We start from the raw sequence: 23,489 nt of genomic DNA, 5'->3' as shown, positions 1-23,489 counted from the left end.
CCCATCGAAATCCCCCCTGACCAGCATGGATGGGCGAAACGGGGTAGATCCCGACGATTCCTCAACTCTGCGGAGGCACCGGTCGATAGAGGACATGGATCGTTGAAGGGCGGTGCACACGGATGGGCCTGACCGGCCAGGAGCCCCGGGGCGATGGCTCGTCCCTGGAGCTCGCCGCTGCGCGGGCCGGCACGGACCAGCAACCGGGCTGGTACGCCGACCCCGTCGAGGCTGACCGGCTCCGCTACTTCGACGGTGCCGGGTGGACCGACTGGGTGCAGGGCGCGCAGCCGACGACGGCGTCCCGACCCCCCGCTCGACGGCTCGCGCTGGTGGCGGCCGTGACCGCCGCGACGTTCGGCACCCTCTCGGTCGGTGCGATCTGGCTCCAGTCGGCCGACCTCGCCCACGCGAGCACCCCGCCGGTCGTCACGGCGGCGCCGGTCCCGTCGAGCACCCCGATCGCGCCGGTACCGAGCGACCCGACGGCCACCCCGCCGGCCGCCGCCGGTGCCTCGTTGACGTGCGAGGACCTGTTCTCGGACGTCATCGACGAAGCCCGCACCAACCCGGCCCCGGGCCGGGCCCCGATCTCCATCGTCACGCTGCACGGCACCGCGGTCCTCGAGGACCACTCCGCCGAGCTCGCGGCAGGGACGCTGGTGATCGCGCCGGGCCAGACCGAGGCCGTGGTCCTGAGCTGCCGGGGCATCGCGACGGCGACCGACGGTGACGACTACCCGGTCGAGTTCTCCGGGGTGGTGGACGCTGCACGGAACTGGTCCGTGCACGTCACCGACGCCCCCGGCGCCTAGCGTTCGCCCGGCCGCGGTCAGACCGGCGCGGGCGGTTCCCCGTCCTGCGACGCCGGCGGATCCTCGCCGGTCGTCGTGACCGCGGTGGCGCCCGGCGGCAGGTTGGACCGGTCGGGAGCGATGACGATGCCGGGCAGGCCGGAGTCGGGCAGGCGGAACACCGTGTCGGGGATGGTCGCGGGCCCGGCGAGGACCAGGTCGTGCGCGCCGCGCATGGGCAGGGTCTCGCCGCGGAAGAACGACGGCTGGCGGATCCACCAGACCAGCATCAGGACGAGCCCGATGAGGATGGCCACCACGCCGACCACCGCCACGGCGCCGATCCCGGCGATGGTCACGTTCTCGTCGTTGTCGTCGGTCAGCCAGTCCGGGGCCGAGAACTGGATGAGCGCGTACACGAACGCAACCAGCAGGATCAGACCCCCGAGCGAGGGCAGCACGCCCTGCATGAAGAAGTCGCGGCGGGTGTGGTGCAGGGTGCGGCGGTAGAACCAGCTGCACGCGAACCCGGTCAGGCCGTAGTAGAAGGCGATCATCAGGCCGACCGACCCGATCAGGGCGGTGAGCAGGTTCGGGCTGATCAGCGTGAAGATCAGGTAGAAGAGCATGGAGACGAGACCCATGGCGATCGTCGAGACCGTCGGCGTCAGGTACGTCGGGTGGATCTTGGCGAACGACGTCGGGATGGCCTTGTACGCCGCCATGGACAGCGAGGTGCGGGCGGTCGGCAGGATCGTCGTCTGCGTGGAGGCCGACGCCGACGTCAGGATCGACGCCGACAGCAGGAGCAGGGCGATCTTGCCGAGTCCCGAGTCGCCGAACAGCGCCGGCCCGATCGCGGCGAAGACGTCGTCGGCGTTGTCGGGGTTGCCGAGCCCGATGCCCGTGGTGCCGACCCCCGCGAAGGCGACGGCCGCGGTGGAGACCATGAGGTACGTGACCAGCAGCAGGACGGTCGAGAGGATCGCGGCCCGGCCCGGGGTCTTGGCGGGGTCGTCGGACTCCTCGTTGACCGAGACCGCCGTGTCCCAGCCCCAGTAGATGAAGACGGCCGTCAGCAGGGCCGGCGCAATGACGGTGGACAGGTCCAGGCCGCCCGGCCAGAACCAGCTCCACTGCGGGGTGAGCGAGTAGGACTCGCCGTTGCCGGTCCACACCTTGGTCAGCGCCACGACGGCGAACATGATCAGGACGAGGACCTCGACCGACAGCAGGACGTACTGGATGCGCGCCGAGACCTCGATCCCGCGATAGCAGATGTAGGTCATGACGGCGATCCACAGGAGCCCGACGGCCGTGGTCCACGCGGTGCTCGAGTCCAGCTCACCGGCCGCGTCCCAGCCGAGCTCGCCGAGGAACGTGAACGTGTAGGTCCCGGCGATCTGCGCCAGGTTCGCCATGACGATGACGTCGGCCGCGATGATCCCCCACCCGCCGAGCCAGCCCGTGATCGGGCCGAACGCGCGCGTCGCCCAGGTGAACGTGGTGCCGCAGTCCGGCTCCGCGCGGTTCAGCTCCTGGTACGCGACGGCGATCAGGTACATGGGGACGAACGCGAGCAGGATGATGGCCGGCGCCTTGACGCCCGCCAGGATCGCCCCGCCCCCTGCGACGACGAACCCGAGGCTCGCGGCCAGGCTGTAGGCGGGCGCGGTGGACGCGGTGCCGACGACGATGCTCGAGACGAGCCCGAGCGCACCGCCCTTGAGGCCCTTGCCCGTCTCGGGAAAGCCCAGAGGTGCGGCGTCTGTACTGGGATCGGACACGAAACCTCGCAATGGCACGGCCCGGGGCGTCGTTGCCGCGAGCGGGGTGGACCGGGCGGATTCGTTGCACAGCCTTACCGCGAGAGCAGAGATCGCTCGTCACTCATGCATCAAGCCACGGAAACCGTAGCGTCCGTGTCCGTTCTCGGGAAGCCCTGCTGGACGGACGTTCGGGTGCAGGGGCGACCGGCCCGAGCGCGCGCCGTCCGCACCGGCTCCCGTAGCGTGCAGTCCATGACGAACCGGCCGGTCGGAGCGCTGGTCGGTCGCGTGCTGCGGGATGTGTGGGCCACGGTCCGGCGCGCCGACCTCGCGATCGCCTACTGCGCGGTGGTCACGGTCGTCACCGTCTGGGTGCACCTGCAGACGCCCGAGCGGCAGGCCGAGATCCTCGCCCGGGTCAGCACCAACCTGGTGAGCCTGCGCGCGGAGCCGGTCGTCGCGATGCTGGGCAGCGCGCTCCTCGTGCAGAGCGTCTGGGGTCTCTATCTCGTCGTGCTGCTGCTCGTGGTCCTGGCCTACCTGCAGCAGTTCGTCGGGCGGCTCGCCTCGCTGACGATCGGACTCGTCGGTCATGTCGGCGCCAGCCTCGTGGTGGCTCTCGGGCTGGCTGCCGGGATCTTCCACGGCGTCGTCGACAAGTCGGTGGCCACCGCGACCGACGTCGGGGTCAGCTACGTGATGGCCTGCGCGATGGGGTTTCTCACCCTGGCCGTGCCGCCTCGGTGGCGCTGGTGGTACCTCGCCGCGATCGCCGTGTACTGGTTGCTGCCGGCCGCCACCCCGACGTTCACCGATGCCGGGCACGCGACGTCGCTGACGCTCGGCCTCCTGCTCGCGTTCGTCGCGTCGCGCGCCGTGGCGGCCGACCACAGGTCGCCTGCGCCGGGCCCGGACGACGTCGACCCGCTCGAGGTGCATTGAGGCACGCTCGAGCGGGTCGACCCGGTGCTCAGTGCGACGGGACGGGCTCCTCGGTCGGCCGGTCGTCGGCGAGGCGCAGGTTGGCGCCCTCGATGTCGACCTTCGGCGTGACCCTCGCCAGCCAGCGGGGCAGGCTCCAGGCCCGGTCGCCCAGCAGCGCGAGGACGGCCGGCACGATCGTCATCCGGACCACGAAGGCGTCGATCAGCACGCCGATCGCCAGACCGAAACCGATGGCCTTGATGGTCGGGTCGTCGACGAGCGCGAAGCCGGCGAACACCGAGGCCATGATCAGCGCGGCCGCGGAGACCACGCGGGCTCCGTGGCCGACGCCGGCGATGGTCGCCTCGGTCGCGTGGCTGCCGTGCACGAACTCCTCGCGGACGCGGGACACGATGAACACCTCGTAGTCCATGGCGAGCCCGAAGAGGATGCCGATCATGATGATCGGCAGGAAGCTGACCAGCGGACCCGGGTTGTCGATGCCGATCAGGCCGCCGGCCCACCCCCACTGGAACACCCCGACCACGATCCCGAACGTGGCACCGACGGTGAGCAGGAACCCGAACGCAGCCTTCAGCGGCACCATCCAGGAGCGGAACGCGATGAGCAGCAGGAGGAACGACAGGCCGATCACGACGCCGAGGTAGATCGGCAGCGCGGCGGCGAGCTTCGCGGAGACGTCCACCCCGACCGCGGTGGTCCCGGTGACGGCGACGCTCTCGGACGGGCCGTCGGCGAGCGGCTGGACCGTGTCGCGGATCGTGCGGACCAGCTGCGCCGTCTCCTCGGTGCTCGGGCTGCTGTTGGGGACGACGGTGACGAGCTGCGTCTCGCCGGACTCGCTCGCGGCGCCCGGCTGCACGACACCGACATCGCCGAGACCCTGGATCGCGCTGGTCACGTCCGCCGCCAGGGCAGCCGTGGACTCGGCGGTGTCGCCCTTGACGACGATGATCAGCGGGCCGTTCGCGCCCGGGCCGAACGACTCGGCGGTGAGGTCGTAGGCGACGCGCTGGTGGCTGCCCGCGGGAGCGGTGCCGCCGTCCGGGAGCGCGAGGTGCATGTTGAGCATCGGGATGGCGAGCGCGGCCAGGCCCAGGACGCCGAGGATGACGACGGGGGTGCGGAAGCGGATCACGCCACGCGCCCAGCGGAACCCTGCGCCGTCCTGCGCGTTCGGCGCGATCGCACCGGTGCGCTGCTTGCGCGGCAGGATCCGCTTGCCGACGAAGCCGAGCAGCGCGGGCAGGAGCGTGAGGGCGACGATCACGGCGGTCAGCACGGTGCCCGCGGCCGCCAGACCCATCGTCGTGAGGAACGGGATCCCGGCGATGCCCAGGCCCGCGAGCGCGATCACGACGGTCGCCCCCGCGAACGTCACCGCGGAACCCGCCGTCGCGACGGCCCGGGCGACCGACTCCTCGTAGTCGAGCCCGTCGGCGAGGTTGTTGCGGTGCCGCGAGCTGATGAACAGCGCGTAGTCGATGCCGACGGCGAGCCCGAGCATGAGCGCGAGGATCGGCGCGGTCGAGGTGATGTCGACGTACGAGGTGAGGATCAGCAGGACGCTCATCCCGGCGCCGAGGCCGACGAGCGCGGTGAGCAGAGTCATGCCGGCGGCGACCAGCGAACCGAACGTCACGACGAGGACGACCGCCGCGACGAGCACGCCGATGCCCTCGGTCGCGCCGATCTCGGGCACGGCCTGCGAGAGCTCGCCACCGGAGACGACCGTGAGCGCGTCGGTGCTGGCCGACTCGCCGAACGCGTCGAAGGCGTCCTTGGCCTCCTGCGAGACGTCCTCGAGCGGCGTGCCGTAGACCACCCGCACCAGACCGGTGCGCCCGTCCTGGCTGACCGCCTTCGAGACCGACGGCGGGACCACGGCGACCACCCCGGGCAGCGCCGCGGCGTCCGTCAGAACGGGCGCGAGGACCTCGTCGGTGACCGTCTCACCCTCGGGCACCTGCACCACGAGCGTGGCCGTCGCGTTGGCGGCTCCGGGCAGGTCCGTCCGCAGGTCCTCGAGCGCCTGCTGCGCCTCCGTGCCCGGGATCGTCAGCTTGTCGCTGGGCGAGCCGCCGAGCACGACCGCGCCGAGGCCGAGCAGGACGACGATGGCGGCCCAGACCGCGACGACGCGGCCGCGCCGGCGGTAGGAGAACCGTCCCAGTCGGTAGAGGAGCTGTGCCATGGGGTGTTCCGTTTCGATCGGTGTGGCGGGGTGGTGGAGTGCGCCACGTCGTCGGGGCACCGGGGTCGTTCGGGCTAGAGCAGCAGGCGCCTCATGCACGTCTGTAGGAGGGCGCGGAGGCTCTCGTCGGTGTGGTGGTGCTCGCGGCACTCGGCGATGACCCCGTTGAGCGCGAAGTTGGCGATCGCGAGCTGATCCGGGCTCGAGGAGCCGCCCAGGAGGCCGGGCAGCGCACGGCACGAGTCAGCGACGGCGACGAACGAGGGGACCTCGACCAGGACCTCGGCGCCGTCGAGAACGACGGCAAGACTCCGGAACTGCACCACGACCTCGATGAACTCATCGATCGCACGCTCCTGACCGCCCGACGTCGGGTCTGCCAGCAGCTCCTTGACGAGCGTGTCGAGCCGCTGCGCTGCGGGCTCGAGCACTTCCGAGATGATCGCGGCCTTGTTGGCGAAGTGATAGAGCACCGTTGCCTTGGAGCATCCCACCGCCGCGGCGATGTCCGCCAGGGAGGTGTCGTGGTAGCCGTGGTCCACGAACAGCTCGAGCGCGTGGTCGAGGATCTCCCGACGGGTGCGCTCGCGCAGGGGAACGGTCGTGATCACCGGCAGAGCGTACCTGACCGATCGGTCAGCGGCCGACCGGTCGGTCAGGCGTCCTGAACAACGCCGACGACGCGCAACCAGACGGGCTCACTCGAACTGCTCGTCCCCCGTCGGCTCTTCGTGCGGCACGGCGTTCCACTGGTGCCGCAACTCGGACAGCTCTCCGTACATCCGCTTGCGCACCCGGTTCTGGTTGCCCAGCGGACGGTGCTCCGCGATCGTGTGCCAGGGGTTGAACGACAGCCGCTTCGCGAACTCCAGCTGCGCGGGAGAGTCGAACGTCTGCCGGGGCAGGCGGAGCGTGGCGACGGGCACCCGCGGCGACAGCGCGGTGGGCCACACCACGCCGGCGTTCTCGACGGGCATCAGGTGCGGGTCGGTCTGGAGCTGGAGGCGGACCTCCAGCTCCACGTCGCCGTGCGAGAGCGCTGCGACCATCGCGTCGCGCAGGTAGTCGTCCGGGGGGCGCAACGGCAGGCGCGGGACGGGGGTCCTCGCGCTCGTCGTCGGCCAGAACGAGTACGACATGGCCTGGCCCTCGCCCATCAGGTACGGCACGCAGCTGTAGTAGGGCGTCTCGAACGGGCTGGTCTGGGTCTTGCTGTGGATCGCCTGCATGAGCATGTCGAGCACGCGCGGGGCGCGCAGGTTCAGGAAGTAGAACAGCTGCGCGTTCTGCACGCTCCAGCGCTGCAGCGCCGCGTTGGCCTTGGCGTCGGGCGTCACGAACGTGGGCGTCGACAGCCCGAACAGGTCGAGCGTGTGCGCCTCGTCCTCGAGCAGCTTCGGCCCCTCGACGCCGATGAGCTTGACGGCGATGCTCAGGACGCCGAGGTCGTCGATGTCGGGCGGTGCGTACGGACCCGGCCCCGCGAAGCGCACCCACGCCTTGAACGTCTGCGGCTTCGCGTAGATCCCCCGCTGCAGGTTCTCCGGCAGGTTGTCGTGCACGGTGAACTCACCCCGGCAGATGCCGTGCGTCTTGGTGTTCCCGCCCCGCTCGACGCCGCCGGGCCGCCACAGGTCGGTCATCTGCTGCGTGAAGCTGCGGACGATCGAGTCGGTGACGCTCTCCTCGTCGACCATCCTGCGCTCCTCGGCGATCGCCAGGTGCAGGTTGCGGCGATGGAGGTTGATGAGCGACGTCGTGAGCCGGTCGAGCGGGCCTTTCAGCAGCGCGTCGAAGGCGGGTCGGACGAACGGGTCGAAGCGACGTTCCAGCCGGATCAGCGCCATGGTCGTGTCGGCGACGACGTCGCGCCAGGCCACGCCGGTGCTGGCACGCGGCTGCGGACGACTGGCGTTCGAGCTCGTCGGATCGGGCGGGCTCACGGTCGGCGGGCTCAGTCGCGGGCGGCGAGAACGGCGAGCGTCGTGTTGGCCGACGAGATGAGCGCGGTGGTGACCGCGGCACGGCGTGGCAGGTCTCCCCGGATGCCCGACACGACGGCGGAGACGGTGTCCGACGCGTGGATGAGGATGGCCAGACGGGTGAGCCTGCGGCGGGAGACGTCATCCGCCGCGAGCAGCTCCACCCCGAGCAGGATCGTGCGGATCCCGAACATGCGGAACGGGTACATACCTGCGCGCGCTGCCTGTGGATCTTTGGACAGCTGGCGCAGGAGGACCTGCGGCGCGACGAGCCCGAGCACCCCGTTGACGATCCGCACTGTCGCCAGGACCTGACCGGAACGGCGTGCCACGCTCGAGACCGCCATTGCGTCCACCCCCTGATCGAGTCCCGTGCCACGCTGGCACCGGCGCGTGCTGCTGTCAACGCCCGACGCCCGCGCGAACCCGCTGGTCGCGGCACCCTCACCCTTTACAAGCGCTGTGGGCAGGGCCAGGCTGAGGAACGATCAGGCCCGGGCGGACCGACGGCCTGCGGGCGGGGGGAGGCCCGACCATGGCGGGCATGTTCACGTTGCTCCATCGACGCGCGAGCGCGCAGCCACGCACCGAGGCGGACCTGCTCCGCCTGGGCAACGTGCTGCTCGACGAGCTCTTCCGGGCCAGCCCCGCGGGACCCGTCCCGATGGGCCGGATGCGCGGAACGCTGCTGGCCTTTCCCGGGAGCCGCGCCGCCCGACCCATCGCCGCGTTCGCGCGCGCGCTGCTGTGGCAGGGCAAGGTGGTGGATGCCGAGCAGACCAGCCTGAAGAACCTCGTGACGCCGCTGCGGTTGCGGGCGATCAAGGCGGCGGTGTCCACGGCGGCGAGCTGGGTGGACGGCGACCCGACCGTCCTCATCGACTACTCGCGCACCTCGCGCGTCGCCGGCATGGTGCGCGACGAGATCCGCCTCGTCGGGCCCGGCCTGTACCTCGGCGTCGTGTGGATGTGGCGACGGCGGGTCGGCTGGTTCGCGCTGCGACCGCAAGGGACCAAGTAGTCCACCGGTTCGACGGACGGGGCTCCCATGGTCGAGACAGTGGCATGCCGGCCCAGGTAGCGGTGTGCGTGCAGGCGGCGCTGGTCGCGGACCGGGAGCAGGCCGCTCGAGACCTCGTCGCGACGATCCCGGCAGACGACTTCGCCACGACGGGCACGGTGCACTTCGCCCGCGTGTTCGTCCTCGACGGCGTGCTCGACCTCGACGGCCGGCCCATCCCCCCGTCGGTCGTGTACATGGCGGACGTGGACGGCTCGGCCGACGAGCACCTCCGGGCGCTCCCCCCGAGCCTGCACGCGCTGCTCGCGCTGTGCGTCGGCTACCCCGGTGCGCCGCCCGACGTCCTCGCATGGTTGCACGCGCACGCACTGCGTCCGGCCGCCTACTACCGCCACACCGCCGACCGCCCGGTGCAGCAGATCACGCGCGAGGCGTACCTGCGCGACCAGGTCGAGGAGCTGCTGGACCGGCTCCCTCCTGGACGGACTGCGACGGCCGACGAGGTCGCGCGCGCGGTGCACCAGGAGATCCGGCGTCGGCCCGACCTGTCCTGGGCGTCACGCCGGCCGGCCGGCCCCGGACCGGTGTACGCGGTCCGCCGGCTCGGCACGCTCGCGCTCCTCGCCGTCGCCGTGTTCCTCGCGCTGCCCGTCGTCCTGCCCGTGCTCCTCGCGTGGCTCCTGGTGGTGCGGTTCCTGGAGCTGCGGGACACGCCCGAGAGCGGAGCCGTCGACGTCCGGCACATCGACGCGGTCCGCCGCCACGAGGACCACGGCGTGCAGAACCCGTTCACGGGCGTGGGGTTCGTCAAGCCCGGCGTCGTCCGGCACGTCACCATGCGCGCCGCTCTGCTCGGTCTCGACCTGGCCTTCCGGCTCGTCATGTACCGCGACAACCTGGCGGGCGTCCGGACGATCCACTTCGCCCGGTGGCAGCCGGTCGACGGTGGCCGTCGGCTCATCTTCGCCAGCAGCTACGACGGCAACCTCGAGAGCTACATGGACGACTTCATCTCGTTGCTCGCGTGGGGGATCAACCTCGTCTTCAGCAACGGGGTCGGCTTCCCGCGCACCCGCTGGCTGTTCTTCGGCGGCGCCAAGGACGAGATCGCCTACAAGCACTACCTGCGCAGGCACCTGGTCCCGACGACCGTCTTCTACTCGGCCTACCCACGCCTCGCGGCCGTCCACGTGGACCGGAACGCCGACGTGCGTCGTGCTCTGCGCGCCAAGGACCCTCGCTGGCTCGAGGCGATGTGAGCACGGGCACGACGGCCGAGCGGCTCGAGCTGTCGGACGTCCAGGGGCTGGTGGTGCGCGGCTACGGGAAGCTGCCGTGCGCGGCCTACGTGCTGCTGCACGCGCCCGAGCCCGACGGCCTGCGCAGGCTGACCCGCTGGGCGGTCGGGCGGGTCACGGCCGGCGACGACAGCCCCACCGACCGGGCGGTGAACGTGGCCGTCACGGCTGACGGGATCCGCGCCCTGACCGGGTGGACCGACCTGCCGGACGGGTTCTCCGAACCGTTCCGCACCGGCATGGACACCGAGTACCGCAACCGGATCCTGGGCGACACGGGTTCGAACGACCCCCGCGGGTGGCTGTGGGGCCGAGCCGCCACTCAGCCGCTGCACCTGATGGTCCTTCTGTACGCGCGGGACGCTGCGATCCTCGCCGCCGACGTCGAGGAGGTCCGCAGCCAGGCCCGAGCCGGCGGCGTCCGGGTGCAGCGCGTGCTCACGACCGACGAGCTGCGCGACCGGGACGCCTTCGGTTTCAAGGACGGGGTCTCGCAGCCGACCATCGCCGGGGTGAGCGACGGTGCCGACCCGCCGGAGGCGCTCCTGCCCGGGGAGTTCGTGCTCGGCTATCGCAACGAGTACGGGCAGCGCTCGGAGCGGCCGCTGCTGCGGGCCGCCGAGGACCCGACGAAGCTGCTCGTCCGCGACCGTTCCGGCGCACCGGACCTCGGTCGCAACGGCACGTACCTCGTCGTCCGTCAGCTCAGGCAGGACGTCGAGGGCTTCTGGGGCTGGGTCCGCCAGGCCGCCGGCGACGACGAGGCGAAGGGTGAGCACCTCGCGGCGCGCATCGTCGGCCGGTGGCCCAGCGGTGCGCCGCTCGCCCTGGCACCGACGGCAGACGACCCGGCCCTCGGCGACGTGAACGACTTCGGCTACCACGACGTCGACCCGATCGGGCTGCGGTGCCCGGTGGGCGCCCACGTCCGGCGGGTCAACCCGCGGGACTCGCTCCCCCCGAGACCCGGGACGGACGCGTCCCTGCGGGGAGTGCGGCCCCACCGCCTGGTCCGGCGAGGGCGGACCTACACCGACGGCGACGAGCGTGGCCTGTACTTCCTCGCGCTCAACGCCAACCTGGCCCGGCAGTTCGAGTTCATCCAGCACGGCTGGCTGAACGGCAACGCGTTCACGACGCTCGACGACCCGGACGACCCGCTCGTCGGCGCACGGATGCACGGTCCGTCGTCGTTCACGGTGCCGGGGCAGCCCGTCCGGCGCCGGTACCGGGACCTCCCGCAGTTCGTCCAGGTGCGCGGGGGCGCCTACCTCTTCCTTCCGGGCCTGCGGGCCCTCCAGTTCCTCGCGGCAGGTCCGCGGACCGGTTCCGACCAGCACACTCGGGGTAGCGATGCGTGAGCAGTCGATGTTCGGCAAGGTCGTCCAGTTCTTCGACCAGCGCTACCGATGGCACCGGTTCCCCACTCTCCTCGGGGTGCTCGCGCTCATCGGCATCCGGAACACCTTGCGGGCCCGGAACCTGTTCAGCACCACGAGGGGCTCGGGCGTCCAGGCGCCCCCTGCTCCCGCGAGCCACCTGGTCGCCCGCACCACCGACGGGTCCTACAACGACCTCCGGCACCCGACGATGGGGATGGCCGGGACGCGGTTCGGCCGGAACGTTCCACTGGAGGTCACCAAGCCCGAGGTCGCGCCCCGGCTGTTCACCCCCAACCCCCGGACCATCTCCGACAAGCTCCTGCTGCGCCACGAGTTCCAGCCGGCGACGACGCTGAACGTCCTCGCCGCCGCCTGGCTCCAGTTCGAGACCCGCGACTGGTTCAGCCACGGCACCGACATGGAGCACCCGATCCACGTCCCGCGCCCGGCGGGCGACGACTGGCCCGACGACCCGATGGTGTGGCCGAGCACGCCCAAGGACCCCACCAACCAGGCGACGGACGGGTCGGCGACGTTCGTCAACACCGAGACCCACTGGTGGGACGCGTCCCAGGTGTACGGGAGCACGCCCGCGTTCGAGGCTGCCGTGCGGACCGGGTCCGGTGGGCGCGTGAAGATCGGCGACGACGGCCTGATCGACGTGGACCCGACGCTGATCAGCACCTCGGGCGGCCAGGACGGGTGGTGGGTCGGTCTCGAGCTCATGCACACGCTGTTCATGCGCGAGCACAACGCCATCTGCGCCCGGCTCGCGTCGTCGTACCCCTCGTGGAACGACGACCAGCTGTTCGAGAAGGCGCGGCTGGTCAACGCGGCACTGATCGCGAAGATCCACACGGTCGAGTGGACCACGGCGATCCTCGGCCACCCCGTGCTGCACATCGCCATGCGCGCCAACTGGTGGGGGGTGGCCGAGGAGCGGGTGCACGACCTCATCGGCCGGATCAGCTCCAGCGACCTGATCAGCGGCATCCCTGGCTCGCCCACGGACCACCACGGCGTCCCGTACGCGATGACCGAGGAGTTCGTCGCGGTGTACCGGATGCACCCGCTGATCCCCGACGACTACGAGATCCGCGACGTCGTCACCGGCGACGTCACCGAGAACCTGGACTTCCTCGACCTGCACGGCGGCCCGAACTCCCGCGCGGTGCTGCGGCGGGCGACGGCGAAGAACCTGTTCTACTCCCTGGGCACAGCCCACCCCGGGGCCATGCGCCTGCACAACAACCCCCGTTTCATGCACCGGCTCGCGCGCAACGACGGGGTGTTCATCGACCTGGCCGCGATCGACGTCCTGCGCTCCAGGGAGCGTGGCGTGCCGCGGTACAACGAGTTCCGCCGCCTGATGCACATGGCGCCCGTCCGGAGCTTCGAGGAGCTCGGCGACGATCCCGAGACGGTCGCCCAGCTGCGGGAGATCTACGACGACGACCTGGAGGACGTCGACCTGATGGTCGGCATGCTCGGCGAGCAGCTGCCGCGCGGCTTCGGTTTCAGCGACACCGCGTTCCGGATCTTCGTCCTGATGGCGTCCCGACGACTGAAGAGCGACCGCTTCTTCGGCCTCGACTTCAACGCGAAGGTCTACACGCCGGAGGGCATGGCCTGGATCGACGGCAACGACATGTCCTCCGTCCTGGTGCGGCACTACCCCGAGCTCGCACCAGCCCTGCACGGGGTGCGCAACGCGTTCGCGCCGTGGCCCGTGCCCGCGAGCTAAGGCGCGTCTGCAGGGCGTGCCGCCGGGGCCGGTGAGGATCGGGCCCATGATGCGCGCCGCCCCCACCTCGTTCGGCGCGCTGCTCGCCGGCTTGCTGACCGCCTCCAGTCCGGCGGGCCGGTCGCCTCCCCGACGGCGAGCCAGGCCGCGCCCCCGCCCGGCCGGGCCGCCGAGTTCGTGCGTCGGAACCGAGTTCGATCGTCTGAACGCACGCAATCGGTTCAAGCGCACGAACTCGGCGGTGGCGACGAGCCGCCGCCGGTCGGGGGCTCGGGTGGGTCATGCGTCGGCTCCTCGTCGAGCGGTCGACGGCGTGGGATCGCTCCCACGGTGCCATCGTACGGTGGGGGGCCGCGGCGCGGCCACGGGCCGCAATCGGGTGAATCGCCCAGAGGCGCGCGGGCTGGCCGCCCGGGTGCTGGGACCATGGCGGCATGGACGCCCACCCACCGGCAGGCTGGTACCGCGACGGCTCGACCGCCGGCGCGGTGCGCTGGTTCGACGGTTCGGCGTGGACCGAGCACGTCAGGCCGGATCCCGCGCAGGCGCCGGTCGCCGTGGCGCACCCTGCGGCGCAGTCCACGTTCGGGGCGCAGTCGACCTTCGGCCAGCAGCCGTCGTCGTTCGGTACGTCGACGTTCGCCACGTCGACCTTCGGTACCACCGTGCCCGAACGGCTCGGACAGTCGCTCAACCTGTCGGAGACGATCAGCCAGAGCGCCGCCTACAAGCAGAACCGCCTCGGCGAGGCGCTCCGGCTGCGGCGCAGAGGCTTCGGACTGTTCGCCGCCGCGCTCGTGGTCTTCGTCCTGGCGGGTGCGATCGGCATCGCCATGGGCGGCGCCGACACGATCTGGTACGCCGCTGCGGTCGGCGGCGTGCTCCTGTGCGTGCGAGCGTGGCGCGACTACCAGAACGCGACGTTCCGGGACGCGCCGACGCTGACGCCCGTCGGCTGGATCCTGGTCGGGGCCGGACTCCTCGTGGCGCTCGCGATCTTCGTCGCGGGCCCGATCGCCGGGGTCAACGCCATGTCCCACCTCGGGGACACGGTCGGCCAGTAGGCCCCCCCGGGGGCGATCTCGACTCGCCCGGCGATCCTGCGCGGGGGCACGCCCGGCGCGGGTCTAACCTCGGTCCCACGTATCGAGCACCACCCCCGCACGGGCGGCGCCGGTCCCAGTCACCCCCAGGTTTCGACCAGACGAGGACCAGCCATGACCACCGCTTCCGCGCGCCCGGACGGCGCCCGCACACCCCTCACCGTCGACGTCGCGGACACGATCGACGAGTACCTCGACCGCTCCGACTGGCGGGTGAACGCCAACGCCAACCAGGGCTACTCGCTCGGCGGCCTGATCCTGCAGACCGCCGGCAAGGTGACCGCCAACTACTGGTTGTCCACGGTCTACGCGCCGGCCGTCGGGGAGGCGCACCGCACGGGCGACCTGCACATCCACGACCTCGACCTGCTCTCGGGCTACTGCGCCGGCTGGTCGCTGCGCATGCTGCTCAGCGAGGGGTTCAACGGGGTCCCCGGCACCATCGAGTCACGACCGCCCCGCCACTTCTCGTCGGCGGTCGGACAGATCGTCAACTTCCTGGGCACCCTGCAGAACGAGTGGGCGGGTGCGCAGGCGTTCAGCTCGTTCGACACGTACATGGCGCCGTTCGTGCGGACGGACGGGCTGGGGTACGACGACGTCCGGCAGCTGGTGCAGGAGCTCGTGCACAACCTCAACGTGCCGTCGCGCTGGGGCACGCAGACGCCGTTCACCAACCTGACGTTCGACTGGACGTGCCCGGACGACCTGCGCGACGAGGTGCCGCTCGTCGGCGGCGAGCCGGTCGACTTCACCTACGGCGACCTGGCGCTCGAGATGGCGATGATCAACCGCGCCTACATCGAGGTGATGACGGAGGGCGACGCGTCGGGACGGGTGTTCACCTTCCCCATCCCGACGTACAACATCACGCGCGACTTCGACTGGGAGTCCGAGAACGCGGACCGCCTGTTCGCGATGACCGCCAAGTACGGCCTGCCCTACTTCCAGAACTTCCTGAACTCCGACCTGGAGCCGGGCCAGATCCGGTCGATGTGCTGCCGCCTGCAGCTGGACCTTCGGGAGCTGCTCAAGCGCGGCAACGGGCTGTTCGGGTCGGCCGAGCAGACAGGGTCGCTCGGTGTGGTCACCGTGAACTGCGCGCGGCTCGGGTACGTCCACCGCGGGGACTGGGACGGGCTGATCGCCGCGCTCGACCGCCTGCTCGAGCTGTCGCGCGACTCGCTCGAGCTCAAGCGCGAGGTCATCGACCGCTACATCGAGGAGGGGCTCTTCCCCTACACCAAGCGGTACCTGGCGGGCGGCCTGGCCAACCACTTCTCGACCATCGGCGTGAACGGCGTCAACGAGATGATCCGCAACTTCACCGACGGCGAGCTGGACATCACCTCCGCGGCCGGGCACCTGTGCGCGGTCGCGCTCCTCGACCACGTGCGTGCGCGGATGGTCGAGTTCCAGGAGTCGACCGGCCACCTCTACAACCTCGAGGCCACTCCCGCGGAGGGCACGACGTACCGGTTCGCCAAGGAGGACCGCCTCCGGTACCCGGACATCATCCAGGCGGGCACCGACGCCAACCCGTACTACACCAACTCCTCGCAGCTGCCGGTGGGCTTCACCGACGACCCGTTCGAGGCTCTGGACCGGCAGGACGAGCTGCAGACCAAGTACACCGGCGGCACGGTCCTGCACCTGTACATGTCCGAGCGGCTGTCGACGCCCGAGGCCTGCCGCAAGCTGGTCCAGCGGGCGCTCGAGAACCACCGGCTGCCGTACATCACCGTGACCCCGACGTTCTCGATCTGCGCGGCGCACGGCTATCTCGCCGGCGAGGTGACCGCCTGCCCGACGTGCGGCGCCGAGACCGAGGTGTGGACCCGCGTCATGGGGTACCACCGGCCGGTGTCGTCGTTCAACGTGGGGAAGAAGGGTGAGCACGAGGAGCGCCTGCACTTCAGCGAACGGCCGTGACCACGACCAGGCTGGCCGTCGCAGGTCTGACTCCACTGTCGACCTGCGACTGGCCCGGCCAGCTCGTCGCCACCGTGTTCCTGCAGGGCTGCCCGCTGGCCTGCACCTACTGCCACAACCCGTCGCTGATCGACGCCCGCGTGCCGGGGTCGGTCGAGTGGGCGTCGGTCCTCGACCTGCTCGCGCGCCGCCGCGGGCTGCTCGACGGCGTCGTGTTCTCGGGGGGCGAGCCCACCCGGCAGCTCGCGCTGCGCGCCGCGATGCTCGAGGTGCGTGAGCTCGGCTACGGCGTCGGGCTGCACACCGCCGGCGTCTACCCGAGCCGCCTCGAGCAGGTTCTCCCCCTGGTCGACTGGGTGGGGCTCGACATCAAGTGCGTGCCGCGGCTCTACCCGGCCCAGACCGGGGTGAACGCGTGGGGAAAGGCGTTCGCCTCCCTGAGGCTGGTCCAGCGCGCCGGCGTCGCGATGCAGGTGCGGACCACGGTCGACCCGACCGTGCAGACGCCTGACGACGTCCTCGAGCTCACCAGCCTGCTCGCCACGCTGGGTGTCGACGAGCACGTCCTGCAGCAGGTCCGGCCCGACGGCACGACGGCCGCCTACCAGGAGGCCCTGCACGCGGGGCAGCCGCTATGACGCGACGACGACCCCACCGGCGACGGCGTCGGCGAGCACCCCCGCTCTCGGGTCCTTGACCCCGAGGGCCAGCGCACGTTCGTAGGCGATGCGCCGCACCTCACGTGCCTGCTCGGCCGTGAGGGCGGCGGGAGGGTCGCCCTTCGCCGCTTCTGCAGGCGCGTCCTTCTTCTTCAGCACCCGGTTCACCCACTGCTGCACGCGGGGTGCGACGGCGTCCCGCAGCGCCTCGCCCGCGAGCTTGGTCAGGTAGTCGATCACCGGCTTGGCGATCGCCAGTGCCACCGGGGCCAGCAGCGCGAGCGCCACCGACGTGTCGACGTCCGGCCTGTCGACGTCCGGCCTGTCGACGTCCGGCCTCGTGGTCGCGGCCTCCGGGTGGTCGAAGTAGTGCCTGCTCGTCTCGTCCAGGACCGCCAGCTCCTCGGGTGCCTCTTGCGCGAGCACGATGCTCGCGAGGTCGAGGACCGCCTGTCGGGTGGCCGTGTCGTCGTCCATGCGTTCACCCGTCCGGTCGTCGGAACCCTGTCGTTGTGACGATCCTCCGACCGACCGATCCGGACAAGGCCGGGCGAAGTTCACCCGAGCCGGAGGGCCGGCGTCGGCGGTCGAGTGAATCGGCCGGCCGAGGGACCCGTTTCTCAGGCCCTCCTGCGACCATCCCGAGATGGCCGACACGCTGCTCCCGGCCGCCGGGTGGTATTCCGACGGGTCGACCGTCGGCGTGCACCGGTGGTTCGACGGGACGGCCTGGACCGAGCACACCCGGCCTGAGCGGGACGCGTTCGACCCGAGCGCCTCCACGGCGCTGCCGTCCGACAGCCGCTTCGCCACGGACGACGCCCCCGCCGTCGGCAGCGTCCTGCCGTCGCGCAACGGCATGGCGATGAGCGTCGCCGACCACGAGGCCCGTGAGGAGTCGTTCCGGAAGCACCGGCTCGCGGACGCGTGCCGGGTCCGGCGGGGCGCGATCGGTGCGTTCTGCTCCGGCATCGCGCTCGTCGTCGTCACGTCCGGGATCAGCCTCGCCCTCCAGACTCCGAGCGAGCTGTGGATCGTCGGCGGCCTCGGCGCGGGATTCCTCGTGTGGCGGGCGGCTCGCGACTACGGCCGCGCGGTCTTCCGCGACGCACCGAGGCTGTCGATCGTGTCGTGGACGGTCGCGATCGTCGGCCTGGTCGCGGCGGTCGGGCTCTTCGTCTCCGTGCCCATCGAGGCCGTCCACCACGCCTCGGCGGCACTGGACGGGGTCACCGACCTCACGAACCTCCCGGGGCTCGGCGTGCCGACCGACATCCCCGAGCTCACCGACCCGACGGGATAGCCGAGTCGGGTCGCAGGGACGCGAGAGACGGGACCAACGGCACGGGTCAGCGGCCCGCCTCCTTTGCGACGATGGTCAGGCCGGCGACCCCGGTCACTGCGAGTACCCGGATCCCACGAGGAACTGCCATGACCACCACGACCTATCACCTCCCTTCCCGACGAGTGCCGCACCACCCCGCGGACGTGCTCGAGACGATCTACACGGCGCCGGCACCGGTGTGGGGCACCTCAGCCGCGCAGCACGGCAGGTACGTCGGCTACCTCGTCGGCAGCATCGTCGTCTGGACGCTGCTGCCTCTCCTGGTCACCGGGGCGATCGGCGCGCTGCTCTCGATCTAGGTGTCGCGCCTACCGCGCGGCCGATCGCGGTCGCCTGGTCGGTGCGCTCAGAAGCGATGGTTCGCGACGAAGACGCCGGTGCTGTCGATCGCTGCCCGGACCTGCGCGAGGCGTCGTGCGCTCGTCGCGTCGAACGCGGTCGAGGCGTCGACCGGGTCCTCCGCGAAGTTGAGGTACGGGCGGTGACCGGTCGTCGCACGCAGGGCACCGACGAGGTCGGCCGCGGCGGCGTGCCCGGCGGTCGCCATCTGTGGGGTCGCGGCGATGGCGACCCCGAACGCGAGGAACTGGCCGTCCAGCCGGGACAGGGCGGCGCTCGCGTCAGGCCGGCCCAGTGCGCCGCCGAGCTGACGCAGCTCGGCCGCCAGGAGCGGGGACGTCGTACCTGCGACCGTCCGGGACAGGAACGCGTCGATCGCGGCAGCGGGCAGCGCGTCGAGGATCGCGGCGTCCGAGACGCCGGGCGTCGGGCCCTCCGGGTCCATGTGCAGCCGGGTGAGGGCGGCCGCGGGGACCCGGCCGAACGTGTCGACCTCGGGCGCGACCGCGCGCAGCGGCGCGAGGATCCGGCGCGCGCTCTCGTCGTCGGCCAGCACCGCGCCGTCGATGACGACGACGTGCCGACCGCGCAGGAACGGGGGCAGCTCCGGCATCGGCGGGAGTCGCAGCACGCGGAACGAGGTCGTGACCTCGTCGGGGGCAGCGGGCGCCCAGTCCGACCAGGCGCGCAGCAGGGCCTCGGCGTGCACCGCGTCCCACAGCATGAAGCCGGCGAACGCCGTCTCGACCGGGTAGAGCCGGAACTCCAGCGACGTCACGACGCCGAACCCGCCGCCTCCGCCCCGCAGTGCCCAGAACAGCTCAGGCTCGTGGTGGGCGTCCGTGCGCACCACCGAGCCGTCGGCGGTGACGACCTCTGCTGCCGTCAGGCTGTGTGCGGCCATGCCGAGACTGCGCGCGTACCAGCCGATGCCACCGCCGAGCGAGTACCCCGCCACGCCCACGTCGGGCGACGAGCCGTGCAGCGCGGCGAGCCCGTGCTGGGCGGCTGCCTCCACGACCGGCTGCCAGACGACGCCGCCACCGACGCGGGCGATCCGCGCCACCGGGTCGACGTGCACGGAGTCGAGCAGGTGCGTGCGCAGCAGGACGGTGTCGTCGAGGCCATGAGCCGCCAGCGGTCCCGCGTTGTGGCCGGTGCTCTGGGGCGCGACGCGCAGACCGGCGCGGACGGCGTCCCGCACGACGTCGGCCACCTGCGCGGAGTCGGCCGGCACCGCGACGGCGGCGGGCCGTTGGTCGACCGCCACGTTCCACGCCGCACGAGCGGCGTCGAAGTCGGCGTCGCCGGGGAGGTGGAGGTGCTGCGGCCGGGGGGTGGTGAGCAGGGCGGGCATGGTGGTTTCTCCAGGTTCGGTGGGGTGGTGCTCCCACCGTCGCGGTGCCCGCTTGCACGCCGGTTGCGCCCTACTTGGAGCCGACCTTGAAGCCCTCTGTCGAAGTGAAGGACCTAAGCCCTACGACGCGGTGAACCAGGTGGCGAGCGCGTCGGACAGACCGACGTCGGCGGGATCCCCCGCCCAGGCGACGTACCCGTCGGGCCGGACCAGCACCGCCGCGGGCGCGACCACCTCGCCGACGACCGGGAGCTCCCACGGACCGTCGTAGGTGGCCTCGACCTGTCGGACGCCCAGGGCGCTGCCGGGTCGGCCGCCGAGGTCCAGGAGCAGCGGCCGGGCGTCGTGCAGCAGGACGGACACGCGCGTCGGGCCGTCGGCGGTCCGGACGTCGAGGTCCGGCATGCGTCGGCCGACGAGCGGGTGCCCCTCGCCCAGGCCGTAGCGGACGTCGAGGCCGGACAGCATGCCGGCGACCCGTCGACGCGGCTCGTCCATCGCAAGCAGCTCGCGGACGATCGCGCGCAGGGCGTCGTGCCCGTCGTCGCCCGTGCTCAGTGCGACCTGCGCCCGGATGTTCCGCAGGACTCGGGCGCCCACCGGGTGCCGCTCTCCGTGGTACGTGTCGAGAAGCGTCTCGGGCGACGTGCCGTCGACCACCCGCGCCAGCTTCCACCCGAGGTTCACCGCGTCCTGCACCCCGATGTTCAAGCCTTGTCCGCCCTGCGGCGGGTGGACGTGCGCGGCGTCTCCAGCGACCAGCACGCGACCTGCGCGGTACGACGACGCCTGGCGGGTCGCATCCGTGAACCGGGAGATCCAGGTCGGGCTGTGGGCGCCGTAGTCGGTGCCGTAGGCGAGGGTCAGCGCCTCCCGGACGTCCTCCATCGTGGGCTCGCCCGGGTCCCCGACGCGCCGCTCCCGCAGGACGACCCGGTACGGTCCGCCGCCCGCGCCCGGGTCGACCGGACCGACGCCGCCGCCCTCAGGACGCGCGCCGACCAGCGGCTCGTCGGTCATCGAGACCTCGGCGATCACCCAGCTCGTCGTCGGGTCCGAGCCGACGAAGTCGATCCCCGCAGCCTTGCGGACGACGCTGCGCCCCCCGTCGCACCCGACGAGGTACTGCGCGCGCAGCGACCGGCCGTCGGTCAGCACCGCGTCGACGCCGTCGCCGTCCTGCACCAGACCCGTCACCTCGCGCTCGCGGACGATCGGCACACCCAGCTCGTCGACCCACTCCGCCAGGAGCCTCTCGATCTCGCTCTGCCGCAGTGCGAGCCCGTACGGGTGGCGCGTCGGGAAGTCGCTGATGTCCAGCGGGGTTCCGACGAAGCCCGTGATCTGCGTCGTCCGGCCCGCCCTCAGGAAGCGGTCTGCGAGCCCGCGCTGGTCGAGCACCTCGATCGTGCGGGAGTGCAGGCCACCGGCGCGGACGCCGTCGACCGCCTGCGTGGCTCGTCGTTCGACGACCGCGACATCGACGCCCGCCAGCGCCAGCTCTCCCGCGAGCATCAACCCGGTCGGCCCGGCGCCGGCGATCACCACAGCACGGTCGGTCATTCCCCCATCGTGGCTCACCCCTCGACCGGCAGGGGGTTCGACCCGACGTGCGGGCTGACGGGCCCGGCCCGCGCCGCGCGGATACGGTGGGTGAGCCGCCCGCGCGGCGACCAGCGGATCGCTCCGTCCTGGAGGTGGGTGCATCGTGACCGCGTACCGAGTCGGGTACTTCGTGGGCAGCCTGTCGTCGACGTCCATCAACCGGACGCTGGCGAAGGCGTTGGTCCGCCTGGCTCCCGACGACCTCGAGCTCAAGGAGATCCCGATCAGGGACCTGCCGCTGTACAGCCCGGACTACGACGCGGACTTCCCCGCCGAGGCGCGCGCGTTCAAGGCGGCGATCGCCGCCGTGCAGGCGGTCCTGTTCGTGACGCCCGAGTACAACCGGTCCATCCCCGGCGCGCTCAAGAACGCGATCGACTGGGCCACCCGCCCATGGGGCGAGAACTCCTTCGACCACATCCCGGCTGCCGTGATCGGGATGTCGACCGGTCCCATCGGCACAGCCCTGGCCCAACAGAGCCTGCGTGGGGTCCTCAGCTTCGTCAACGCGCGGCAGATGACGGCTCCCGAGGCGTACCTGCGCTGGACCCCGGACATGTTCGGCGACGACGGCGAGGTGCTCCTGGAGTCCACGGAGGCGGTGCTGCGCAGATTCCTGGCCGAGTTCCGCGAGCACGTGGTGCGCGTGCTGACGGTCCTGCCACGGTCGTGAGCTGACGCGCCTTCGGCCAGCCGACCGACAGAGGTCAGGCCGACCCGCGGATCACGAGGGTCGGGTCGAAGAGGTGCGCGGTCGGCGGCAGGCCCGGGTCGTCGAGGAGCTCCAGCAGCAGCCGCGCCATCTCGGCCGCCATCGTCTCGATCGGCTGGCGGACGGTCGTCAGCGTCGGCCGGCACATGAGGGCCGACGTGCTGTCGTCGAACCCCACGACCGCGACGTCGTCGGGCACCGAGAGCCCGCGGTCCTGCGCCTCGAGGATCGCGCCGACGCCCATGTTGTCGTTCGACGCGAACACCCCGTCGACGCCGTGGTCCAGCAGCTCGGCCATGGCACGGCCGCCGCTCTCGACGGAGAACGTCCCGGGGGCGACGACGTGCTCGATACCGAGGCGGGCGGTCGCCTCGCGGAACCCGGCCATCCGGTCCATGGCTCCCGCCATCTCCAGAGGTCCCGCGATGATCCCCAAGGAGCGGCACCCCCGTGCTGCGAGGTGCTCGGCGGCGAGCGCGCCCCCGGCGCGGTTGTCGACGTCGACATAGCTGATCGGGAGCGACGCCTTCGGCGGGCGTGAGAAGAGCACCACGGGCACGCGCTCGTCGCTGAGGAGAGACGGCAGCGTGTCGTCGCTCTGCGCCGAGACGAGCAGGACCCCGTCGGCAGAGCCTTCGCGCACGTAGGTCACGACGCGCGTGCGCTCGGCGGGGGTGACGGCGAGCATGAGGACGGGGTGCACGTCCCGGGGCCGCAGCGAGCTCATCAGCCCGCCGGAGACGCGGCCGAAGAACGGGTCCGCGAGCACCTCGCCCGGACCCCAGGCGTCGGGGTCGTCGCCGGCCGTGCCGGACACGACGACGAGGACCGTGCCGCTGCGCCGCGTGACGAGCGAGCGTGCCGCTCGGTTGGGCACGTAGCCGGTGCGGGCGATCGCCTCCTGCACCACCTCGACGATGTGGGGCGCGACGTCGGGCTTCTCGTTGATGACGCGCGAGACCGTCGCGCGGGAGACGCCAGCGACCCGCGCGACGTCCTCGAGGGTGACAGTCGTCATCGCACTCGTCGCCCGTTCAGCCGTCCTCGCATCGTCCACACGGTAACAGCGAGTGCGCTGGGACGGATCCACGAGGTGGTCCGTTCGGGTTACCTCATAGAGCGCTCTATTGCGCATACCCAGGTCCAGTCGACAGAATTCGCCCGCGCCCCATAGAGCGCTCTATACCCGACTTCTCCCGACGATCCGACCGGACGAGTCGTTCCGGGTCGGAAAGCCGCACGAACGTACGTCCCGCACCCACGGGACGGACAGGCACGTACTCGGCACCTCGAGCTCCCCTCGCACGG

General features: G+C 71.6%; 21 protein-coding genes. 12 read left to right on the top strand and 9 right to left on the bottom strand.

Features of this window, described 5'->3' with window-relative positions; all coding sequences use genetic code 11:
* The first annotated feature begins 122 nt into the window (after positions 1-122).
* Positions 123-815, top strand: a complete 693-nt coding sequence (locus I847_RS27185; RefSeq protein WP_034610555.1) for a DUF2510 domain-containing protein — start codon at positions 123-125, stop codon at positions 813-815.
* Positions 816-832: 17 nt separating this feature from the next.
* On the opposite strand, the gene I847_RS0115520 is transcribed toward I847_RS27185, so the two are convergent.
* Positions 833-2,581, bottom strand: coding sequence for an APC family permease (locus I847_RS0115520; protein WP_081681007.1), 1,749 nt, complete (start codon positions 2,579-2,581; stop codon positions 833-835).
* A gap of 234 nt (positions 2,582-2,815) precedes the next feature.
* On the opposite strand from I847_RS0115520, the gene I847_RS24100 reads away from it, so the two are divergent.
* On the top strand, positions 2,816-3,505 hold the full coding sequence (locus I847_RS24100) for a rhomboid-like protein (RefSeq protein WP_051274966.1): 690 nt from the start codon (positions 2,816-2,818) through the stop codon (positions 3,503-3,505).
* 28 nt (positions 3,506-3,533) lie between these two features.
* On the opposite strand, the gene I847_RS0115510 is transcribed toward I847_RS24100, so the two are convergent.
* The 4 genes from I847_RS0115510 to I847_RS24095 all read right to left on the bottom strand — a co-directional run bounded on the left by I847_RS0115510 (position 3,534) and on the right by I847_RS24095 (position 8,031).
* Entirely contained in the window at positions 3,534-5,702 is a 2,169-nt protein-coding gene (locus tag I847_RS0115510) for an MMPL family transporter (RefSeq protein ID WP_028050419.1), read from the bottom strand.
* Positions 5,703-5,776: 74 nt separating this feature from the next.
* On the bottom strand, positions 5,777-6,313 hold the full coding sequence (locus I847_RS0115505; RefSeq protein WP_051274965.1) for a TetR/AcrR family transcriptional regulator: 537 nt from the start codon (positions 6,311-6,313) through the stop codon (positions 5,777-5,779).
* Positions 6,314-6,400: 87 nt separating this feature from the next.
* Positions 6,401-7,645: a hypothetical protein gene (locus I847_RS0115500; RefSeq protein ID WP_196804588.1), complete on the bottom strand. Its 1,245-nt coding sequence runs from the start codon at positions 7,643-7,645 to the stop codon at positions 6,401-6,403.
* A gap of 11 nt (positions 7,646-7,656) precedes the next feature.
* Positions 7,657-8,031 (bottom strand): hypothetical protein, encoded by a 375-nt coding sequence (locus tag I847_RS24095; protein WP_034610553.1) that lies wholly within the window; start codon positions 8,029-8,031, stop codon positions 7,657-7,659.
* Positions 8,032-8,228: 197 nt separating this feature from the next.
* Between I847_RS24095 and I847_RS27180 the strand changes: the two genes are divergently transcribed.
* The 7 genes from I847_RS27180 (at position 8,229) to I847_RS24080 (ending at position 16,802) form a co-directional block, all read left to right on the top strand.
* A complete protein-coding gene (locus I847_RS27180) occupies positions 8,229-8,705 on the top strand; it encodes a hypothetical protein (protein ID WP_051274973.1) in 477 nt (158 codons plus the stop codon).
* Between the two features lie 44 nt (positions 8,706-8,749).
* Positions 8,750-9,964: a hypothetical protein gene (locus tag I847_RS24090; RefSeq protein WP_196804587.1), complete on the top strand. Its 1,215-nt coding sequence runs from the start codon at positions 8,750-8,752 to the stop codon at positions 9,962-9,964.
* A complete protein-coding gene (locus I847_RS24085; protein ID WP_051274963.1) occupies positions 9,961-11,364 on the top strand; it encodes a Dyp-type peroxidase in 1,404 nt (467 codons plus the stop codon). Before I847_RS24090 ends, I847_RS24085 begins: the two co-directional genes overlap by 4 nt.
* Positions 11,357-13,129, top strand: coding sequence for a peroxidase family protein (locus I847_RS0115475; protein WP_028050415.1), 1,773 nt, complete (start codon positions 11,357-11,359; stop codon positions 13,127-13,129). The genes I847_RS24085 and I847_RS0115475 overlap by 8 nt, the downstream gene beginning before the upstream one ends.
* A 434-nt stretch (positions 13,130-13,563) precedes the next feature.
* Positions 13,564-14,193 carry a DUF2510 domain-containing protein gene (locus tag I847_RS26840; RefSeq protein WP_028050414.1) on the top strand — a complete coding sequence of 210 codons (630 nt, stop codon included), beginning with the start codon at positions 13,564-13,566 and terminating at the stop codon, positions 14,191-14,193.
* 153 nt (positions 14,194-14,346) lie between these two features.
* The gene (locus I847_RS0115465) at positions 14,347-16,164 is read left to right on the top strand and encodes a ribonucleoside triphosphate reductase (protein WP_028050413.1); all 1,818 of its coding nucleotides are present in this window, start codon (positions 14,347-14,349) and stop codon (positions 16,162-16,164) included.
* Complete coding sequence (locus tag I847_RS24080) at positions 16,161-16,802, top strand: anaerobic ribonucleoside-triphosphate reductase activating protein (protein ID WP_034610551.1); 642 nt, start codon at positions 16,161-16,163, stop codon at positions 16,800-16,802. Before I847_RS0115465 ends, I847_RS24080 begins: the two co-directional genes overlap by 4 nt.
* Here the strand turns inward: I847_RS24080 and I847_RS0115455 are convergent.
* Positions 16,797-17,300: a hypothetical protein gene (locus I847_RS0115455; protein WP_028050412.1), complete on the bottom strand. Its 504-nt coding sequence runs from the start codon at positions 17,298-17,300 to the stop codon at positions 16,797-16,799. The two genes, I847_RS24080 and I847_RS0115455, sit on opposite strands and share 6 nt — an antisense overlap.
* Positions 17,301-17,469: 169 nt before the next feature.
* Here I847_RS0115455 and I847_RS27175 point away from each other — a divergent pair, with 169 nt between their 5' ends.
* Complete coding sequence (locus I847_RS27175; protein WP_028050411.1) at positions 17,470-18,126, top strand: DUF2510 domain-containing protein; 657 nt, start codon at positions 17,470-17,472, stop codon at positions 18,124-18,126.
* A 128-nt stretch (positions 18,127-18,254) separates the two neighbouring features.
* Entirely contained in the window at positions 18,255-18,467 is a 213-nt protein-coding gene (locus I847_RS26835; RefSeq protein ID WP_155856175.1) for a chemotaxis protein CheW, read from the top strand.
* A 47-nt stretch (positions 18,468-18,514) separates the two neighbouring features.
* Here the strand turns inward: I847_RS26835 and I847_RS24075 are convergent, their stop codons facing one another.
* On the bottom strand, positions 18,515-19,864 hold the full coding sequence (locus I847_RS24075) for an FAD-binding oxidoreductase (protein ID WP_034610550.1): 1,350 nt from the start codon (positions 19,862-19,864) through the stop codon (positions 18,515-18,517).
* A 120-nt stretch (positions 19,865-19,984) separates the two neighbouring features.
* Positions 19,985-21,427 (bottom strand): FAD-dependent monooxygenase, encoded by a 1,443-nt coding sequence (locus I847_RS0115435; protein ID WP_028050410.1) that lies wholly within the window; start codon positions 21,425-21,427, stop codon positions 19,985-19,987.
* 145 nt (positions 21,428-21,572) lie between these two features.
* Here I847_RS0115435 and I847_RS0115430 point away from each other — a divergent pair, with 145 nt between their 5' ends.
* The gene (locus I847_RS0115430) at positions 21,573-22,142 is read left to right on the top strand and encodes an NADPH-dependent FMN reductase (protein ID WP_028050409.1); all 570 of its coding nucleotides are present in this window, start codon (positions 21,573-21,575) and stop codon (positions 22,140-22,142) included.
* Positions 22,143-22,176: 34 nt separating this feature from the next.
* Here the strand turns inward: I847_RS0115430 and I847_RS0115425 are convergent, their stop codons facing one another.
* Positions 22,177-23,199, bottom strand: coding sequence for a LacI family DNA-binding transcriptional regulator (locus I847_RS0115425; protein ID WP_028050408.1), 1,023 nt, complete (start codon positions 23,197-23,199; stop codon positions 22,177-22,179).
* Positions 23,200-23,489 lie beyond the last annotated feature (290 nt).

It is taken from the genome of Cellulomonas sp. URHD0024 (assembly GCF_000426185.1).
In the GTDB taxonomy this organism is placed as follows: domain Bacteria; phylum Actinomycetota; class Actinomycetes; order Actinomycetales; family Cellulomonadaceae; genus Cellulomonas.
The sequence above is the reverse complement of the archived record's forward strand: the minus strand, read 5'-3'. Positions and strand labels throughout refer to the sequence as shown.